This window comes from Massilia sp. AB1, from assembly GCF_018119385.1.
Lineage (GTDB): Bacteria > Pseudomonadota > Gammaproteobacteria > Burkholderiales > Burkholderiaceae_D > Telluria.
Genome location: NZ_JAGKSG010000067.1, coordinates 1 through 17,205 on the forward strand (window position 1 = coordinate 1; position 17,205 = coordinate 17,205).

At 66.4% G+C, this 17,205-nt stretch carries 12 protein-coding genes and 3 tRNA genes; 10 read left to right on the top strand and 5 right to left on the bottom strand.

Annotated elements, in window-relative coordinates; all coding sequences use genetic code 11:
- Nucleotides 1-103: 103 nt before the first annotated feature.
- Nucleotides 104-613: an Lrp/AsnC family transcriptional regulator gene (locus tag J8847_RS22530; protein WP_211526922.1), complete on the bottom strand. Its 510-nt coding sequence runs from the start codon at nucleotides 611-613 to the stop codon at nucleotides 104-106.
- 224 nt (nucleotides 614-837) lie between these two features.
- Between J8847_RS22530 and J8847_RS22535 the strand changes: the two genes are divergently transcribed.
- The 3 genes from J8847_RS22535 to J8847_RS22545 all read left to right on the top strand — a co-directional run bounded on the left by J8847_RS22535 (nucleotide 838) and on the right by J8847_RS22545 (nucleotide 8,000).
- Nucleotides 838-4,407, top strand: coding sequence for an indolepyruvate ferredoxin oxidoreductase family protein (locus J8847_RS22535; RefSeq protein ID WP_211526923.1), 3,570 nt, complete (start codon nucleotides 838-840; stop codon nucleotides 4,405-4,407).
- Nucleotides 4,408-4,553: 146 nt separating this feature from the next.
- Nucleotides 4,554-6,149: a S41 family peptidase gene (locus tag J8847_RS22540; protein WP_211526924.1), complete on the top strand. Its 1,596-nt coding sequence runs from the start codon at nucleotides 4,554-4,556 to the stop codon at nucleotides 6,147-6,149.
- Between the two features lie 90 nt (nucleotides 6,150-6,239).
- Nucleotides 6,240-8,000: a M14 family metallopeptidase gene (locus J8847_RS22545; RefSeq protein WP_211526925.1), complete on the top strand. Its 1,761-nt coding sequence runs from the start codon at nucleotides 6,240-6,242 to the stop codon at nucleotides 7,998-8,000.
- Between the two features lie 171 nt (nucleotides 8,001-8,171).
- On the opposite strand, the gene J8847_RS22550 is transcribed toward J8847_RS22545, so the two are convergent.
- The 4 genes from J8847_RS22550 to J8847_RS22565 form a co-directional block, all read right to left on the bottom strand.
- Nucleotides 8,172-8,675: a histidine phosphatase family protein gene (locus tag J8847_RS22550; protein WP_211526926.1), complete on the bottom strand. Its 504-nt coding sequence runs from the start codon at nucleotides 8,673-8,675 to the stop codon at nucleotides 8,172-8,174.
- 68 nt (nucleotides 8,676-8,743) lie between these two features.
- On the bottom strand, nucleotides 8,744-9,661 hold the full coding sequence (gene ttcA / locus J8847_RS22555; RefSeq protein ID WP_211526927.1) for a tRNA 2-thiocytidine(32) synthetase TtcA: 918 nt from the start codon (nucleotides 9,659-9,661) through the stop codon (nucleotides 8,744-8,746).
- Nucleotides 9,658-10,056 carry a dihydroneopterin aldolase gene (locus tag J8847_RS22560; RefSeq protein ID WP_211526928.1) on the bottom strand — a complete coding sequence of 133 codons (399 nt, stop codon included), beginning with the start codon at nucleotides 10,054-10,056 and terminating at the stop codon, nucleotides 9,658-9,660. Before J8847_RS22560 ends, ttcA begins: the two co-directional genes overlap by 4 nt.
- Before the next feature lie 15 nt (nucleotides 10,057-10,071).
- The gene (locus J8847_RS22565) at nucleotides 10,072-10,863 is read right to left on the bottom strand and encodes an SDR family oxidoreductase (protein WP_211526929.1); all 792 of its coding nucleotides are present in this window, start codon (nucleotides 10,861-10,863) and stop codon (nucleotides 10,072-10,074) included.
- Between the two features lie 78 nt (nucleotides 10,864-10,941).
- Here J8847_RS22565 and J8847_RS22570 point away from each other — a divergent pair, with 78 nt between their 5' ends.
- The 7 genes from J8847_RS22570 (at nucleotide 10,942) to J8847_RS22600 (ending at nucleotide 17,123) form a co-directional block, all read left to right on the top strand.
- Nucleotides 10,942-12,090, top strand: coding sequence for a class I SAM-dependent methyltransferase (locus tag J8847_RS22570; protein WP_211526930.1), 1,149 nt, complete (start codon nucleotides 10,942-10,944; stop codon nucleotides 12,088-12,090).
- Nucleotides 12,091-12,199: 109 nt separating this feature from the next.
- Nucleotides 12,200-13,183 carry a J domain-containing protein gene (locus J8847_RS22575; RefSeq protein ID WP_211526931.1) on the top strand — a complete coding sequence of 328 codons (984 nt, stop codon included), beginning with the start codon at nucleotides 12,200-12,202 and terminating at the stop codon, nucleotides 13,181-13,183.
- 161 nt (nucleotides 13,184-13,344) lie between these two features.
- Entirely contained in the window at nucleotides 13,345-15,042 is a 1,698-nt protein-coding gene (locus J8847_RS22580) for a response regulator (protein WP_211526932.1), read from the top strand.
- A gap of 6 nt (nucleotides 15,043-15,048) precedes the next feature.
- On the top strand, nucleotides 15,049-16,578 hold the full coding sequence (locus J8847_RS22585; RefSeq protein WP_211526933.1) for an HDOD domain-containing protein: 1,530 nt from the start codon (nucleotides 15,049-15,051) through the stop codon (nucleotides 16,576-16,578).
- Nucleotides 16,579-16,813: 235 nt separating this feature from the next.
- Nucleotides 16,814-16,898, top strand: a tRNA-Tyr gene (locus J8847_RS22590).
- A gap of 41 nt (nucleotides 16,899-16,939) precedes the next feature.
- Nucleotides 16,940-17,013: transfer RNA gene (locus J8847_RS22595), tRNA-Gly, on the top strand.
- Between the two features lie 35 nt (nucleotides 17,014-17,048).
- Nucleotides 17,049-17,123, top strand: a tRNA-Thr gene (locus J8847_RS22600).
- The last annotated feature ends 82 nt before the right edge of the window (nucleotides 17,124-17,205 follow it).

Below are 17,205 nucleotides of genomic sequence, written 5' to 3' on the forward strand. Positions count from 1 at the left end.
ACCGCCCCCTCCACCCCCCCCCCCCCCCCCACCCCCCCCCCCGGGGGGGGGGGGGGGCCCCCCGCTTTTCTGCTAACTCAACGAATCAAGCAGCATGCCGTTTCTACACCAGCGGCATCGCCGTGGTTTCCTTGATCCGCTGCAGCGCAAAGCTCGACTTCACATCCAGCACCGCCGGGTGCTTGAGCAAGGTCCCCATCATGAAGCGCGAGAAGTGGTCCATGTCCTGCACGTGCACGCGCAGCAGGAAATCCATCTCCCCGGTCATCGCGTAGCAGGCCACCACTTCCGGCCAGGTTCCCACCGAGACCGCGAAATCGTTGCGCGGCGAGGTCGCCGGCAGGCCCGGGGCGCGGCTGGCGCTGGCCACCTCGCTGTGCTTTTCCAGGCGTACGTTCACATAGGCCAGCAAGCCCAGGCCGATCTTGTCCGGATCGAGCAGGGCCACGTACTGGCGGATCACGCCCGCCTCTTCCAGCCGCTTGATGCGGCGCAGGCAGGGCGACGGCGACAGGTTCACGCGCTCGGCCACATCCTGGTTCGACAGGCGTCCATCGGTTTGCAGGATTTCAAGAATCTTGCGGTCGGTTTTGTCCAGCTCAATCTTTGACATAGTTCCCTCGGTCTACTCATGCGTACCGCAATTTTATTGCGCAAATCGCGAAGAGGGGGGAATTGTTTGGAATTTAATGCTGGAGGGCCAGGACTATACTGTGCGCAACACTGGAGGAGACTGACCCACGCCTGCCGTGTACGGCCACAAGACCAACAAGAGTCCGTCGTACCGGCGCCACGCAGGCCAGTTCGCACATCTGAAGCGACACACGGAGACACCCAATGAACGCACCCCTGGACCGCGCCAGCCTGGCGCTGCCGCAGCATGCTCAACACGAGCAAAATATCTCGCTCGACGACAAGTGGACGCTCGAGCGCGGCCGCGCCTTCATGACCGGCACCCAGGCCCTGATCCGCCTGCCGATGCTGCAGCGCGAGCGTGATCTGAAAGCCGGCCTGAACACCGCCGGCTACATCACCGGCTACCGCGGCTCGCCGGTCACCTCGGTCGACCAGACCGCGATGAAGGCGAAGAAGCACCTGGACGCCCACCACGTCAAGTTCCACCCGGGCATGAACGAAGACCTGGCGGCGACCGCCGTCTGGGGCACCCAGCAGACCAACCTGTACAAGGACGCGAAGTACGACGGCGTGTTCGCCATGTGGTACGGCAAGGGCCCTGGCGTGGACCGCTGCGGCGACGTCTTCAAGCACGGCAACAACGCCGGCTCCGCCAAGCACGGCGGCGTGCTGGTGCTGGCCGGCGACGACCACGCGGCCAAGTCCTCGTCGACCGCCCACCAGTCCGACCACATCCTGACCCACTGCGGCATCCCCGTCCTGTACCCGTCCTCGGTGCAGGAATACATCGATTTCGGCCTGCACGCCTGGGCGATGAGCCGCTACACCGGCCTGTGGGTGTCGATGAAGTGCGTGACCGACATCATCGAGTCGGGCGCCGTGGTCGACCTCGATCCGGACCGCGTCCAGATCGCCATGCCGAACGACTTCGAACTGCCGCCGGGCGGCCTGAACATCCGCTGGCCGGACGCCGTCCTGGACCAGGAAGTCCGGATGAACAACTTCAAGTGGTATGCCGCGCTGGCCTATGCGCGCGCCAACAAGCTCAACCGCATCATCTGGGACAGCCCCACCCCGAAGATCGGCATCATCACCGCCGGCAAGAGCTATGTCGACACCCGCCAGGCCCTGGCCGACCTCGGCATCGACGAACAGGCGGCGCGCGACATCGGCCTGCGCCTGTACAAGGTCGGCATGACCTGGCCGCTCGAGTCGGAAGGCGTGCACGAGTTCGCGCGCGGCCTGGACGAGATCCTGGTGGTCGAAGAGAAGCGCCAGGTGATGGAATACGCGCTCAAGGAAGCCCTGTACAACCTGCCGGACAGCGAGCGTCCGCGCGTGGTCGGCAAGTTCGACGACACCGGCGAATGGAGCAACAAGGACCGCATGGGCCACGGCGACTGGCTGCTGCCGGCCACCTACGAGCTGAGCCCGGCCCAGATCGCGCGCGCCATCGCCTCGCGCATCTCGCACTACTGCGCCGGCCACCCGGTCGAGCAGCGCGTGCGCGAACGCATCGCCTTCCTGGAAGCCAAGGAACTGGTGCTGAAGAACATCCCGGCCAAGGCCAATCCGCAGACCGACCGCATCCCTTACTTCTGCTCGGGCTGCCCGCACAACAGCTCGACCAAGGTGCCGGAAGGCTCGCGCGCCATGGCCGGCATCGGCTGCCACTACATGGTGCTGTGGATGGACCGCGAGACCTCCACCTTCACCCACATGGGCGCCGAGGGCACGACCTGGATCGGCCAGTCGCCGTTCACCGACGAGAAGCACGTCTTCGTCAACCTGGGCGACGGCACCTACTTCCACTCGGGCATCCTGGCGATCCGCGCGGCCGTGGCCGCGAAGGTCAACATCACCTACAAGATCCTGTACAACGACGCCGTCGCCATGACCGGCGGCCAGAACGTCGACGGTCCGCTCGATCCGGGCATGATCACCCGCCAGATCGCGGCCGAAGGCGTGCGCCCGATCATCGTGGTCACCGACGAGCCGGAAAAATACCCGGACGACTACGCCTGGGCCGAAGGCGTCACCGTGCGCCACCGTTCCGAACTGATGGACGTGCAGAAGGAACTGCGCGAGATGCCAGGCGTGTCGGCCGTGATCTACGACCAGACCTGCGCCTCGGAAAAGCGCCGCCGCCGGAAAAAAGGCGAGTTCCCCGACCCGGCCAAGCGCGCCGTCATCAACGAAGCCGTGTGCGAAGGCTGCGGCGACTGCTCGGTGCAATCGAACTGCCTGTCGGTCGAGCCGCTGGAAACCGAACTGGGCCGTAAGCGCCAGATCAACCAGTCCTCGTGCAACAAGGACTTCTCCTGCGTGTCGGGCTTCTGCCCGAGCTTCGTGACCGTCGAAGGCGGCGGCCTCAAGAAGCCAAAGAAAGCCGCGACCGCCGACAACGCGCCGCCGGCACTGCCTGCGCCAGTCATCCCGTCGGTGAGCGAGCCCTTCGGCATCCTGATCGCCGGCGTCGGCGGCACCGGCGTGGTCACCGTCGGCCAGATCCTGGCGATGGCGGCCCATGTCGAAGGCAAGGGCGCGATCGTGCTCGACCAGTCCGGCCTGGCCCAGAAGGGCGGCCCGGTGATGTCGCACGTGCGCCTGGCCGAGCACCAGGCCGACCTGCACTCGACCCGCGTGGGCACCGGCAGCGCCGACCTCGTGATCGGCTGCGACCAGATCGTCACCGCCAGCCGCGACGCGCTGAGCCGCATGGGCGAAGGCCGCACCTGGGCCGCCGTCAACTCGACCGGCGCCACTACCGCCGCTTTCGTCAAGAACCCGGACTGGCAGTTCCCGGCCGAAGGTTCGCGCGGCGCCATCCTCCAGGCTTGCGGCGAGCAGAACGTCGACTTCGTCGACGCCGGCCAGATCGCCACCGCCCTGATGGGCGACTCGATCGCCACCAACATGTTCATGCTGGGCTACGCCTTCCAGAAGGGCCACGTGCCGCTGCAGGAAGCTTCCCTGATCAAGGCGATCGAACTGAATGGCGTCTCGGTGCCCTTCAACAAGGCCGCCTTCCACTGGGGCCGCACCGCCGCCCACGACCTGGCCTCGGTCAAGAAGCTGACTACCCCGGCCCAGGTGATCGAGTTCAAGCGCACCCAGAGCCTGGACGACATCGTCAAGCGCCGCGTCGAACTGCTGACCGCCTACCAGAACGCGGCCTACGCGGCCAAGTACAAGGCCTTCGTGGACCAGGTGCGCGCCGAGGAAGCCAAATTCGGCAAGGGCACCCGCCTGGCCGAGGCCGTCGCGCGCTACTTCTACAAGCTGATGGCCTACAAGGACGAGTACGAAGTCGCCCGCCTGCATACCGACCCGGCCTTCCGCGACAAGATCGCCGGCATGTTCGAAGGCGACATCAAGCTCAAGTTCCACCTGGCGCCGCCGCTGCTGGCCAAGCACGACAAGGAAGGCCGTGCGATCAAGAAGGAATACGGTTCGTGGATGATGGGGGCCTTCGGCCTGCTGGCCAAGCTCAAGGGCCTGCGCGGCACCCCGTTCGACGTGTTCGGCTACACCGCCGAGCGCCGCACCGAGCGCGCCTTGATCGGCCAGTACCGCGAGACCATCGAAGCGCTGCTGCCCAAGCTGAGCGCCGACAACCTGGCTCAGGCCGTGGCGATCGCCAGCATCCCGGAAGACATCCGCGGCTACGGCCACGTGAAGGAGCGTCACCTGAAGGCGGCCAAGCAGAAGGAAGCGGCGCTGGTGCAAGCCTTCCACGCACCGGCCGGCACGGCGTCCCAGGCGGCATAAGCTTGCTATCCTGCATACGGTGGGCGCCGTGCGCCCACCGTATGCAGCAGCAATTGATTTACCTCTAGCATTTTTCGTTGTCTGCAAGACTCAACTGTTACAGTTGCTTGCACTCCGTCCCAATCCCCGCGTCTATAATCGGACGCATGAGAACGTCTAACGCACCGCGCCGCCAGGCGCTTCCCCTGCGCCTGCTGTCCACCTCGCTCGCAACGCTGTTCGTCCTCGCCGGTTGCGGCGGCGGAGGCGGTTCGCCCGGCGCCACCGTGAGCGCCACGCCGCCCGCGTCCCAGCAGCCGCCGGCCACCACGCCGCCGGCCACCGGCCAGCAATCGGTCTACGACACCAATCCGAGCCTGCTGGGCGATGCCTTCAGCAATTACTGGAACCTGTGCGCCAAGCCGCGCACCGGCGTCGACGCCAACGGCAAGCCTTACCCGGACCGCCAGGGCAGCCTGCTCGACGAGCTGAAGTTCCTGCGCGCCTGGACCCACCAGAATTACCTCTGGTACAACGAGGTGCCGAATACCTACCGGATGGCGGACTTCAGCAATCCGATCGACTACTTCGACGTGCTCAAGACGACGGCGCTGACCCCGTCGGGCAAGCCCAAGGACCAGTTCCACTTCACGTATCCGACCGAGGAATGGGATGCGATGCAGAACGAGGGCGTGGACCTGGGCTACGGCCTGACCTTCTCGCGTGTCGGTTCGGGCGTGCCGCGCACCTGGATCGTGACGGCGGTGGAACCCGGCTCGCCGGCGGATGCGGCCGGCGTGCGCCGCAACGACATGCTGATGCGCGTCGACGGCGTCGACTTCGTCAGCGCGGGCGACAACGCCTCGGTCGACATCATCAACGCCGGCCTGTTCCCAAGCAGCGCCGGCACCCAGCACCGCTTCAGCTTCCAGCGCAGCGGCGCGCAATTCGAGGTGACCATGACCGGCGCCGAAGTGCGCGTCGATCCGGTCAAGAACGTCAAGGTGATCGACACCGCCAGCGGCAAGGTCGGCTACCTGAGCTTCGAGACCCACAATGCGGTGTCGGAAAAGGAGCTGGTCGACGCCTTCACCACCTTCAAGCAGGAAGGCATCGCCGACCTGGTGCTGGACCTGCGCTACAACGGCGGCGGCCTGCTGTACGTCGCCAGCGAACTGGCCTACATGGTCGCCGGTCCGGCCGCGACCGCAGGCAAGATGTTCGACCGTCTGCAGTACAACGACAAGATCGGCTCCGACTCGCCGATCATGTTCCGCTCCACGGCCTATGGCTTCTCCGCGCCCAACCCGGTCGCCGCCGGCACGGCGCTGCCCTACCTGGGCCTGAAGCGCGTGACCATCCTGGCCACCTCGGGCACCTGCTCGGCGAGCGAGGCGGTGATCAACGGCCTGCGCGGCGCCGACATCGAGGTGATCCAGATCGGCGGCACGACCTGCGGCAAGCCCTATGGCTTCACGCCGGTGCCGAACTGCGGCACGACTTATTTCTCGGTCGAGTTCAAGGGCGTCAACAACAAGGGCTTCGGCGACTACGCGGACGGCTTCGCGCCGACCTGCCAGGCCTCCGACGACCTGACCCGCGCGGTGGGCGATCCGGCCGAGGGCCTGCTGGCCACGGCCCTGGCCTACCGCACCAGCAATGCCTGCCCGGCTCCGCAGGGCCAGAGCAGCGCGCGCCAGCTGCCGACGCAACTGGTGCGTCCGCTGGTGAAGGAAATCGCGATCGACCGGCGCAGCCGCTAGGTTGTCCCTGCTTCACCGGCCGCCTCACGGCGCCGGTGAACGCGTCTATAATCTCCGGCTTTGTGACTCTTCACTTGCCGGAGCTTCCCGATGATCCGTTCTGCGTTCCTGCTGGCCGTCCTGGCCGCCGCGCCCCTGTCCCAAGCCGCCACCGCACTGAGCACCGTTTCCGAGCGTTCGGGCTTCCAGAGCACCGGCCGCTATGACGAAGTGATCGCCCTGTGCGCCGCCTTCCAGAAGGCCTACCCGAAACAGGTCAAGTGCGTCGACTTCGGCCGCACCCCGGAAGAGCGCCCGATGAAGGCGCTGATCGTGAGCGCCAGCGGCGCCTTTACGCCGCAGGAGGCGAAGCGCCAGGGCCTGCCGGTGACCCTGATCCAGGGCGGCATCCACGCGGGCGAGATCGACGGCAAGGACGCCGGCTTCCTGGCCTTGCGCGAAGTGCTGGACGGCCAGCTGGCCAAGGGCGCGCTCGAGAAGCAGGTGCTGGTCTTCGTCCCGGTGTTCAACGTCGACGGCCACGAGCGCTTCGGCAAGTGGAACCGCCCGAACCAGCGCGGCCCGGTCGAGATGGGCTGGCGCACCACCGCCCAGAACTTCAACCTGAACCGCGACTACGTCAAGGCCGACGCGCCCGAGATGCAGGCCATGCTTGGCCTGGTCAACGCCTGGGATCCGCTGACCTATGTCGACCTGCACGTGACCGACGGCGCCAAGTTCCAGCACGACGTCTCGATCCAGGTCGAGCCGGTGTACTCGGGCGACCCGGAATTCCGCAAGGCCGGCCTGGCGCTGCGCACCGGCGTGATCGCCGACATCGCCAGGCAGGGTTCGATGCCGCAGTCCTATTACATGTCCTTCGCCAAGACCGACGATCCGATGTCGGGCTTCGTCGACAGCGTGTCCGACCCGCGCTTCTCGACCGGCTATTTCCAGCTGCGCAACCGCATGGCGCTGCTGGTCGAGACCCATTCGTGGAAGGACTATCCGACCCGCGTGCGTGTCACCCACAACACCGTGATCTCGATCCTGGAGCAGGTCGCGAAGCACGGCAAGGCCTGGCAGCAGGCTGCGTTCGCCGCCGACGCCCGCGCCGCCAAGCTGGCCGACGCCAAGGTGGCGCTGACCTACCGCACCACCGACAAGACCCAGATGGTCGACTTCCAGGGCTACGAATACACGCGCGCGCCCTCGAACGTGTCGGGCATGCTGATGACCCGCTACGACGAGGCCAAGCCGCAGGTGTGGCGCGTGCCGCTGCGCGAGGAAGTGGTACCTGACCTGGAAGTCAACGCACCGCGCGCCGGCTACATCGTGCCGGCCGCGCATGCGGCCATGGTGGCCGAGAAGCTCAAGCTGCACGGCATCGCCTTCCGCAAGCTGGACAAGGCGATCGAGGGCGCGAAGGTCGAGACCTTCCGCGCCGACAAGGCGACCTTCGGCGCGACTTCGTTCGAGGGACACCAGCGCCTGACGCTGGAAGGCAAATGGAGGGATGAGGCGCGCACGGTGACGCGCGGTTCGCTGTTCGTGCCGATCGCCCAGCCGAAGGCGCGCCTGGTCATGGCCATGTTGGAACCGCAGGCGCCGGATTCGCTGGCGGGCTGGGGCATGTTCAACACCGCCTACGAGCGCAAGGAATACATGGAAGAGTACGTGGCCGAGGATGTGGCGCGCGAGCAGATGGCGGCGGATCCGAAGGTGGCCGAGGAGTTCCAGCGCAAGCTCGATACCGATCCTGCGTTTGCCAAGAACCCGCATGCGCGCCTGGAGTTCTTCGCCAAGCGGCATTCGTCGTGGGATGAGCGCTATAACTTGTATCCGGTGATGCGTACGAACGTGGCGCTATAAGCAGATGAGTTGTGGAGCGGGTCATTTGGCCCGCTCCTTTCGCCCGTCGTTCCGGCGAAGGCCGGAACCCAAGTTCGTGTTGCAGCCACTACGTTCAAAGATCATGGCGGCGCACGCAAACTTGGGTCCCGGCCTTCGCCGGGAGGACGACTCAAGCGTTATTGGTGAAAATTACTGCCCCACCGACCTCAACATCACAGTAGTAACCTTCCCCTCCGCATTGATCAGCTGATACAGCCGATCATACTCATCATCCCCGATCTCCGTCCCCGGCGCCCCGCCGAACAGCTTCACCAGCTCCCCCAGCGTATTCGAGTGCCCCACCACCAGCACCGGCCCGGTGAGCGCCTTCACCTTCTCCACCAGCGCCTTCGGCGCGCGCGGATCGTAGCTCTGCACCTGCAGCCCGAGCTGGCTGGCGAGCGGCTGCGCGGTCTGCTGGGTGCGCACATACGGCGTGCTGAACACGGCCGTGATCCCGGCGCGTCCCAGGATGGTGGCGATATTGCGCGCCCGCGCCTGTCCCTGCGGCGTGAGTTCGGGGTCCTGGCCGACGGTGGCTTTTTCGCCATGCCGCACCAGGTAGATCATGCTCGGCTCAGCCATGGCGGCGCAGGGCAGGAAGACGGCCAGGGCCAGTGCCAGTTGTCTCAGCAGGCGGGAAGTCACGCACATCGCAATCCTCTTGGACGAAAAAAAAGCAGAGTACCACGCCTCTGCTTTCTTTCCGCCGCCAACCGGACTTACAGCTGGGTCAGCGAGATGGTGTTGGCCGCCGGCGTCGAGCACGGCTCCTCGTCGAAGGCGATGTCGCCGTTCGGATTGGCCACGCCGTCCACCTTCAGGTCGGCGAAGCCGAACAGGTTGCGGTCCATCAAGTGCGAAGGCACCACGGTGTTCAGGGACGAGAACACGTTGTCCACGCGCCCCGGATGCTTCTTCTCCCACTCGCGCAGCATGGCCTTGATCTGCTTGCGCTGCAGGTTTTCCTGCGAGCCGCACAGGTCGCACGGGATGATCGGGAAGCCCTTCACCTCGGCATAGCGCTCGGTGTCGGCCTCGCGCACATAGGCCAGCGGGCGGATCACCATGTGCTTGCCGTCATCCGACACCAGCTTGGCCGGCATGCCCTTCAGCTTGCCGCCGAAGAACATGTTGAGGAAGAAGGTTTCGAGGATGTCGTCGCGGTGGTGGCCCAGGGCGATCTTGTTGCAGCCGAGCTCGTCCGCCACGCGGTAGAGGATGCCGCGCCGCAGGCGCGAGCACAGCGAGCAGGTGGTCTTGCCTTCCGGGATCAGGCGCTTGACGATGCTGTAGGTGTCCTGGTTCTCGATGTGGTAGGGCACGCCCAGCTTGTCGAGGTAGGCCGGCAGCACATCGGCCGGGAAGTTCGGCTGCTTCTGGTCCAGGTTCACCGCCACGATGTCGAAGTGGATCGGCGCGCGCTCGCGCAGGGTCATCAGGATGTCGAGCAGGGCATAGCTGTCCTTGCCGCCGGACAGGCAGACCATCACCTTGTCGCCGTCCTCGATCATGTTGAAGTCGCCGATGGCCTGGCCCACCAGGCGGCACAGGCGCTTGTGCAGCTTGTTGTTCTCGTAGGCCACCTTCTCGGCCTTCTTCGCATCGACCGCCAGCTGGTCGAGATCCGCTTCGCTCATGCTTCTTCCTTCACTTGGAACACTTCGACGCCCACGCCTTCGCAGTCGGGGTAGACGTCCGGCTTCATGGTCGACACGCGCGCCGCGCGCACGCGCGGATGCAGCAGCATCGCCTTGACCACGTCGTCGCACAGGGTTTCCTGCAGGTGGATGTGGCCCTTGGCGATGCGCTTGGCAATGGTTTCGCGCATGAAGTCGTAGTCCACCACTTCCGACAGCTGGTCGGCTTTCGGGGTCGACTGCTCGAGCGGGATGTACAGGTCGACGTTGATCATGACACGCTGTTCCGCCTTCTTCTCGAAGTCGTGGACGCCGATGTTGATCATCACTTCGTAGTTGCGCAGGAACAGCCGGCGGCAATCGCGCAAGCTCGGGTGGGTCAGGGCGGACAACATGGTTAGCCTTATTGATTAAATTGAATGTGGTTCGGTCAGGAACATCACGTCGCGCCCCAGCGGCACCAGGTGCTGGCCGCCATCGACCAGCAGGGTGGTGCCGGTCAGCGCGCGGGCGCCGGCCGCGTAGACGACCGCGTCGGCGATGTCTTGCGGCGTCGAGGAGCGCCCCAGCGGCGTGGCCTGGTGGGCGCGCGCAAAGCCTTCCTCGCTCTGCTCGCCCGACACCATGGTGATGCCGGGCGCCACGCCGACCACGCGCAGTTTCGGCGCCAGCGCCTGGGCCAGCATCGTGGTGGCGCTGTGCAGCGCGGCCTTCGACAGCGTGTACGACAGAAAATCCGGGTTGAGATTGTACAGTTTCTGGTCCAGCAAGTTGATCACCACGGACTGCCCGCCCTCCGGCGTGGCCTTGTACAGCGCCTGCGCCAGCAGCAGCGGCGCGGCCACGTTCGCCTGCATGTGGGTTGCCAGCAATACCGGAGAAAACTCGGTGGCGCTGTCGTATTGAAACAACGAAGCGTTGTTGACAATGCAAGACACGGGGCCGAGTTCGGCGGCGGCGCGGCCGGGCAGGGCGCGTACGGCGGCCTCATTGGCCAGGTCGCACTGCAGCGGCACGGCGCGCCGGCCGAGGGCGCGGATGGCCTCGACCGTCGCCAGGGCGTCCGGTTCGGATTGGCGGTAGTGGACGGCCACGTCCCAGCCGGCGCGGGCCAGGCCGAGCGCGATGGCGCGTCCCAAACGGCGCGCCGCGCCCGTCACGAGCGCGATCCTGGGAGAGGTGGTCGAAGCCTTGTCCGTCATCTTGTCCTGTGGGCCCGCCGAAGGGGCCAAATAATGGGCCAAATTGTTGATATGGGCCGATCTCGCTACAATGCCGGCATGTCTTTGCCCGCACCCGACCGCGACGCACTCAGCGCGTCCCACTCCCTGCAAGAGCTCATCGCCGTTGACATCGAACGGCAGGGCGGAGCGATTGCGTTTTCGCGTTTCATGGAGCTGGCGCTGTACGCGCCCCGGCTCGGGTACTACAGCGGCGGCGCGTCCAAGCTCGGCGCGGAGGGCGATTTCACGACCGCGCCCGAGATCACGCCCCTGTTCGGCGCGGCGCTCGCGCGCGTGGCAGGCGCTATTATCGCCCAAAGCGCGCCCGACATCATCGAGTTCGGCGCCGGCACCGGCAAGCTGGCGCGCGACGTGCTCGCGGCCCTGGCGGCCCAGGGCGTGGCCGTCAACTCCTATACCATCATCGAACTCTCCGGCGAGCTGCGCGCGCGCCAGCAGGAAGCCCTGAAGGACCTGCCCCAGGTGCGCTGGCTGGACGCCATGCCGGAACGCTTCTCGGGCGTGGTGCTGGCCAACGAGGTGCTCGACGCCATGCCGGTCGAACTGGTGCTGAACACGGCCCAGGGCTGGCGCCGCCAGATGGTCACCATCGAGGACGGCGCCTTCGCCTTCGTGCAGCAGCCCCTGGATGCGGAACTGCAGGCCCAGCTGGCGCGCCAGATTCCCGACCATGACCAGCGCCCGGAAGGCTACCTGACCGAGATCCACCCGGTGAGCGACGGCTTCATGCGCTCGCTGGCCGCCATGTTCGAGGGAGGGAAGGGCGCCGCCATCCTGCTCGACTACGGCTTCCCGGCCCACGAGTACTACCTGGACCAGCGCATGGGCGGCACCCTGATGTGCCACTACCGCCACCACGCCCACCCCGATCCCTTCTACCTGCCGGGCCTGCAGGACATCACGGCCCACGTCGACTTCACGGCCATGGCGCTGGCGTCCCAGGAAGCCGGCCTGCCGGTGCTGGCCTACATGAGCCAGGCCGCCTTCCTGCTGGGCGCGGGGATCGGCGAACTGCTGATGGAACACGACCCGGAAGACCCGCTGCGCTACCTGCCCCAGGCCAAGGCGGTGCAGAAGCTGGTGTCGCCGGCCGAGATGGGCGAGCTGTTCAAGGTGCTGGTGGTCGGCCAGGGCATCGACTTGCCGGAGGCAATCGTGCAGGCCGACCGAAGCCACCGCCTGTAGACTTCGTGATATCTTGCACAGCGGACACAAATCCGGCTAAGCTTGTCACTTGGCGCAGTCACCGGATCGGCTATTATTCGTCGAGCAAGCAGGGCGCACATCACACACCATGGCCAAGATCCACACCCACTATGACAACCTGAAGGTTGCGCGCGGCGCGCCGCAGGAAGTCATTCGTGCGGCATACAAGGCCCTCAGCCAGAAATACCATCCCGACAAGAACCCGGGCGACGAAAAGGCCGCCCGCATCATGGCGATCGTCAATACCGCCTACAACACCCTGTCCGACCCGGTGCGCCGCAAGGAGCACGACGACTGGATCGCGTCGGAAGAATGGGAGGTCGAGTGGGTGGAAAGCTCGAACGCCGAGGAAGGGCGCGCCCGCCCGGAGAGCTGGGAAGCCCGTCCGCCCGAGGGCGCGCGCCGGGCGCGCCTGCTGCGCGATCCGCGCTGGTGGCTGGGCCTGGCCACCTGCTTCGTGGCCGGCGCCGCCTGCACGGTGCTGCTGGCCCAGCAGCCGAATCTCCTGCCCAACGCCCTGGCCTGGCCGGGCAAGCCCGCATCCCCGGCGAACGCCACCGACGCGGCGGCCGCCAATCCCGCCCATCCGGACGAACTGGGCAACGACACCAGCATCGAAGGCTGGGCGCGCCGCTACAGCGGCGAGGCCGGCAAGGAGCCGCCGCCCGAGATCAAGGCGCTCGCCGTCACCCAGCTGGTCGTGCCCCAGCGCGCGCCGGACTGCGGCACCGACCTGCAGACCCTGAGCGCGCCCAGCGGCGACCCCTGGCCGGCCGAATCCGGCTACCTGGCCGGCTACCCGGTCGGCAACAACGGCAGCGAGATGCAGGTCCTGATCGACAACAGCGCCAACAGCTCGCCGGTGTTCGTCAAGCTCTACGACCTGGACCGCCGCTCGAACGTGCGCCACGCCTTCGTGCAGGCGCGCGCCAGTTTCGTAATCGACAAGCTTGCGGCCGGCAAGTACGAGGTGCGTTACCAGAACATCGTCATCGGCGCCAGCAAGGCCGAGTGCGTCAATGGCCGCCGCACGCCGCTGCGCCAGGCTGCGGCAATCGGTTTCGATAACTAAGCCGCATTCAGAGCTGTCGCATTTTCCCCGCACACCGGGCACGCCGGTGTTGTCGTCTTTACCCGATTTAATTAATTTGTTCCTCTGCCGTAATATACTGGCCGATGCCGCGCGCCAATGCAGCCCGGCCGACATGCCCAACGCAGGCTGAAACGGAACCCATGAACGAACTTGAAGGCCTTACCGCCCTGATCATCGAGCCCCATGCCGGGATGCGCGCCAACATCCACAGCATGCTCAACCTGTGCGGACTGACCCGGATCGAGCACGCCAGCAGCTCGAACCAGGCCGTCAAGCACCTGGGGCTGCGCGCCTTCGACCTGGTCCTGTGCGAATACGACCTCGAAGGCGGCCAGGACGGCCAGCAGCTGCTGGAAGACCTGCGCCACCACAAGCTGATGCCGCTGTCGACCATGTTCTTCATGGTCACCGCCGAAGGCAACCAGAGCAAGGTGGTCAGCGCCGCCGAGCTGGCGCCGACCGACTACGTGCTCAAGCCCTTCACCGCCGACCGCCTGCTGGAGCGCATCGCGCGCGCCCTCGACCGCCGCAACGCCTTCCTGCCGGTCTATGCCCTGATGGACGCCGGCGACCAGCGCGAGGCGATCGCCGCCTGCATCGACGCCCAGGCCCAGTATCCGCGCTACGCCATCGACTTCCTGCGCCTGCGCGCCGAGCTGCACATGTTCCTCGGCGAGGCCGACCAGGCCGAGCCGATCTACCGCCAATTGGTCGAGGCCAAGGCGATCGCCTGGGCGCGCCTGGGCCTGGCCAAGACCCTGTTCGTGCGCAAGCGCTACGAGGAAGCGCGCGAGATCCTGGAAGACCTGGTGGCCACCAACCGCACCTTCGTCGACGCCGCCGACTGGCTGGCGCGCACCCATGCGGCGGTGGGCGACCTGGCCAGGTCGCAGGCGGTGCTGAACGAGGCGGTGGCGGTCTCGCCCCACGCCGTGCGGCGCCTGCGCACCCTGGCCGAAACCGCCTTCGAGGCGGGCGACACCGAGGGGGCCGAAGAGGCCTTCAAGAAGGTGGTCGACAAGGCCAGGTATTCCGAATTCCGCGATCCCGAAGACCACGTGAAACTGGTGCGCACCCTGGTCGTCAAGGGTGATCCGGTGGCTGCCGCCTCGGTGATCCGCGACCTCGACCGCTCGATGGGCGGACGCCCGAACACCGCCCTGTGCAGCGCGATCTCCTCGGCCCTGCTGCACGAGTACACCGGCAACGAGACCCGCCTGAACGAAGCCTTGAGCACCGCGCTGACCGCCTGCAAGGAAGCACCGACCCTGTCTTCCGACCTCAAGCTGGAGCTGGCGCGCACCTGCCTGCAGAACAACATGGAAGAGGGCGCCTCGGAGATCGTGCGCGACGTGATGCGCAATGCCGCCAGCGAGGCCGTGATGACGCGCGCCATGGGCGTACTGGAGCAGGCCGGCCATCCCGAGCTGGCGCGCACCCTGGCCCAGGAAAGCCGCCAGCACGTGATCGACCTGGTCGCCGGCGGCGCCGCGCGCGCCAAGAGCGGCGACTACAAGGGCGCCGTGGCGCTGATGCTGGAGGCGGCCGTCAAGCTGCCGCAGAACCCGTCCGTGGCCTTCAACGCGGCGCTGGCGGCGCTGCGCTGCCTGGAGCACCAGGGCTGGGAAGAGCGCCTCGGCCAGCAGGTGCCCGCCCTGATCGGCAAGGTGCGCCAGCTCGATCCGGGCAACGGCAAGCTGCCCGCGCTGGCGGCCCTGCACCAGCAGGTGCTCAAGAAGTACAACAAGTCGGCGCCGCGCAGCGCTGCGCCGCGTCCCGCGGGCGTGACGCCGGCGCTGGCCGTGCCGGTGTTCGGCGCCGTGCAGAAAGCAGGCTAAGGAAGCATGACCACCACGCCACCCGAAGGCGCGACCCGCCGCGTGCGCGCCGCGCTGATGCACAAGGTCTGCGGCGACGAGGAGATGTTCGCCCTCGGCGCCTCGGTCGCGCGCGTGGTCGAGATGGCCTCCAGCGACGACCAGGGCACCCACGACCTGGCCTATTACGTGGTGTCGGACGTGGCCCTGACCCAGCGCATCCTGCGCCTGTCGAACACCGTCCAGTACCGCACGGCGTCCGGCACGCCGGTGACCACGATCTCGCGCGCCATCTCGCTGCTGGGCTTCGACAACGTCAAGGCCACCGCCCTGGCCATGCTGCTGGTCGACGCCCTGGACAGCGGCGACCATGCCGGCAGCGTGCGCGTGGAGCTGGAAGCCGCCCTGTGCGCCAGCCTGGTGGGGCGCGAGATGGCGCGCCACAGCTTCTACCAGGGCGCCGAGGAAGCGGCGATCTGCGCGCTGTTCAAGAATCTCGGCCCGCTGCTGGTGGCCAGCCACGAGCACGACCGCTACCGCGAAATCTCGGCCCTGATCGCGGCCGGCAAGCATACGGCCGGGCAGGCCTCGCAGCTGATCCTCGGCTGCAGCTACGACGCCCTGTCCGAGGCGGTGCTGGCGGAATGGAAGATCCCCGACGTGATCGTGCGCGCCCAGGCTTCGCTGCCGCCGACGGCGGTGCGGGTGGCGGCCAACCGCGGCGAGTGGATGCGCCAGGTGGCGTCCTTCGGCCTGGACATCGCGCGCCTGATGGCGCGCAGCCACGAGCCGGCCGACACGCTGGAGGCGCGCAACCTCTTGCAGCGCTACGGCCAGGCGCTGGAGCTCGATAAGGAGCGCATGGACGCGCTGTTCGCCGCCGTGCAGGAGGGCATGAGCGCCCTGCTGCAGAGCATGAACATGGAGCCGGCGCCCAAGACCGAGCCGGAAAACGCGAGCGGACTGCCGAATGTGCTGCTGCTCGCGACCCTGGACGCGGGCGAGGAAGACCAGGATGGCACGCACCCGAGCGGCAAGCCGAAGAACGCGCGCGAGCTGCTGCTGGCCGGCGTGCAGGACGTGACCCAGCTGCGGGCCTCGGGGCAGGGCAAGGTCAACGACGTGATCCTCGCCGTACTCGAGACCCTGTATGGGGCGCTGGGCTTCCGTTTCGCCTGCGTGTGCCTGAAGGATGCGCGCGCGGGGCAGTACCGGGCGCGGGTGTCGCTGGGCGAGGAAGGCAAGCGGCTGCAGGCGGGCTTCGCGTTTTCCGCGGCGCCCGGGCGCGACCTGTTCCACCTGGCGATGGAGAACGATGCGGACCTGATGATCTCGGATGCGGGGAGTCCCAAGATCCGCGATCTGCTGCCGGCCTGGCACAAGGAGCTGCTGCCGGATGCGAAGAGCTTCATCGTGCTGCCGCTGGTGGTGGGGAAGGCGCAGCTGGGGCTGTTCTATGCGGACCGCACCAATACGGCGCCTGAAGGCGTGCCGCCGGATGAGACTTCGCTGATCAAGGCGTTGAAGGGGCAGGTGCTGGCGGCGCTGGCGCCTTGAGCGGTGTGGAACTTGGGTCCCCGCGAAGGCGGGGACCCAAGTTCAGCCAGCCTCAACTCCCCCGCAATGCCTCCAAAACACGTTTTTTGCAGGTCATACAAAACAGCCCTTGCAGACTTCGACCCCGCCCGTTACAATCACGCCCCGAAGCAACGCTGCTATGCGACGCGGACAAAGTCTGCTGAAACATAGTTGACAACACGTTGAGCTTGCTTCATACTCTGCGGTTCTTCGCGGTGGGGTGGCCGAGTGGTTAAAGGCAGCAGACTGTAAATCTGCCCTCTCTGAGTACGCTGGTTCGAATCCAGCCCCCACCACCAAAAAGAAGAGTCGTGAAGCGAATTGAAAGAAGTTGTACCTCGCGGGTGTAGCTCAATGGTAGAGCAGAAGCCTTCCAAGCTTACGACGAGGGTTCGATTCCCTTCACCCGCTCCAGTGTTCGCGGTGTGTTTCAACATCGCAAAAAATAAGCCCTTGTAGCTCAGTGGTAGAGCACTCCCTTGGTAAGGGAGAGGCCACGTGTTCAATCCACGTCAAGGGCACCAGAATTTTGTACGGCAGTCCGCAATACTCGTCCGTCAGGTGTGCCTGGTAATTCTCAAAAAAATCGTTAGATCTTAGGAGTCT

What these genes read in the sequence shown, in the direction of transcription:
- ttcA (WP_211526927.1), bottom strand. Translation starts at nt 9,661, where the DNA reads ATGAGCGAAGCGGATCTCGACCAGCTGGCGGTCGATGCGAAGAAGGCC.
- J8847_RS22535 (WP_211526923.1), top strand. Translation starts at nt 838, where the DNA reads ATGAACGCACCCCTGGACCGCGCCAGCCTGGCGCTGCCGCAGCATGCT.
- J8847_RS22585 (WP_211526933.1), top strand. Translation starts at nt 15,049, where the DNA reads ATGACCACCACGCCACCCGAAGGCGCGACCCGCCGCGTGCGCGCCGCG.
- J8847_RS22545 (WP_211526925.1), top strand. Translation starts at nt 6,240, where the DNA reads ATGATCCGTTCTGCGTTCCTGCTGGCCGTCCTGGCCGCCGCGCCCCTG.
- J8847_RS22570 (WP_211526930.1), top strand. Translation starts at nt 10,942, where the DNA reads ATGTCTTTGCCCGCACCCGACCGCGACGCACTCAGCGCGTCCCACTCC.
- J8847_RS22580 (WP_211526932.1), top strand. Translation starts at nt 13,345, where the DNA reads ATGAACGAACTTGAAGGCCTTACCGCCCTGATCATCGAGCCCCATGCC.
- J8847_RS22550 (WP_211526926.1), bottom strand. Translation starts at nt 8,675, where the DNA reads ATGTGCGTGACTTCCCGCCTGCTGAGACAACTGGCACTGGCCCTGGCC.
- J8847_RS22560 (WP_211526928.1), bottom strand. Translation starts at nt 10,056, where the DNA reads ATGTTGTCCGCCCTGACCCACCCGAGCTTGCGCGATTGCCGCCGGCTG.
- J8847_RS22565 (WP_211526929.1), bottom strand. Translation starts at nt 10,863, where the DNA reads ATGACGGACAAGGCTTCGACCACCTCTCCCAGGATCGCGCTCGTGACG.
- J8847_RS22530 (WP_211526922.1), bottom strand. Translation starts at nt 613, where the DNA reads ATGTCAAAGATTGAGCTGGACAAAACCGACCGCAAGATTCTTGAAATC.
- J8847_RS22575 (WP_211526931.1), top strand. Translation starts at nt 12,200, where the DNA reads ATGGCCAAGATCCACACCCACTATGACAACCTGAAGGTTGCGCGCGGC.
- J8847_RS22540 (WP_211526924.1), top strand. Translation starts at nt 4,554, where the DNA reads ATGAGAACGTCTAACGCACCGCGCCGCCAGGCGCTTCCCCTGCGCCTG.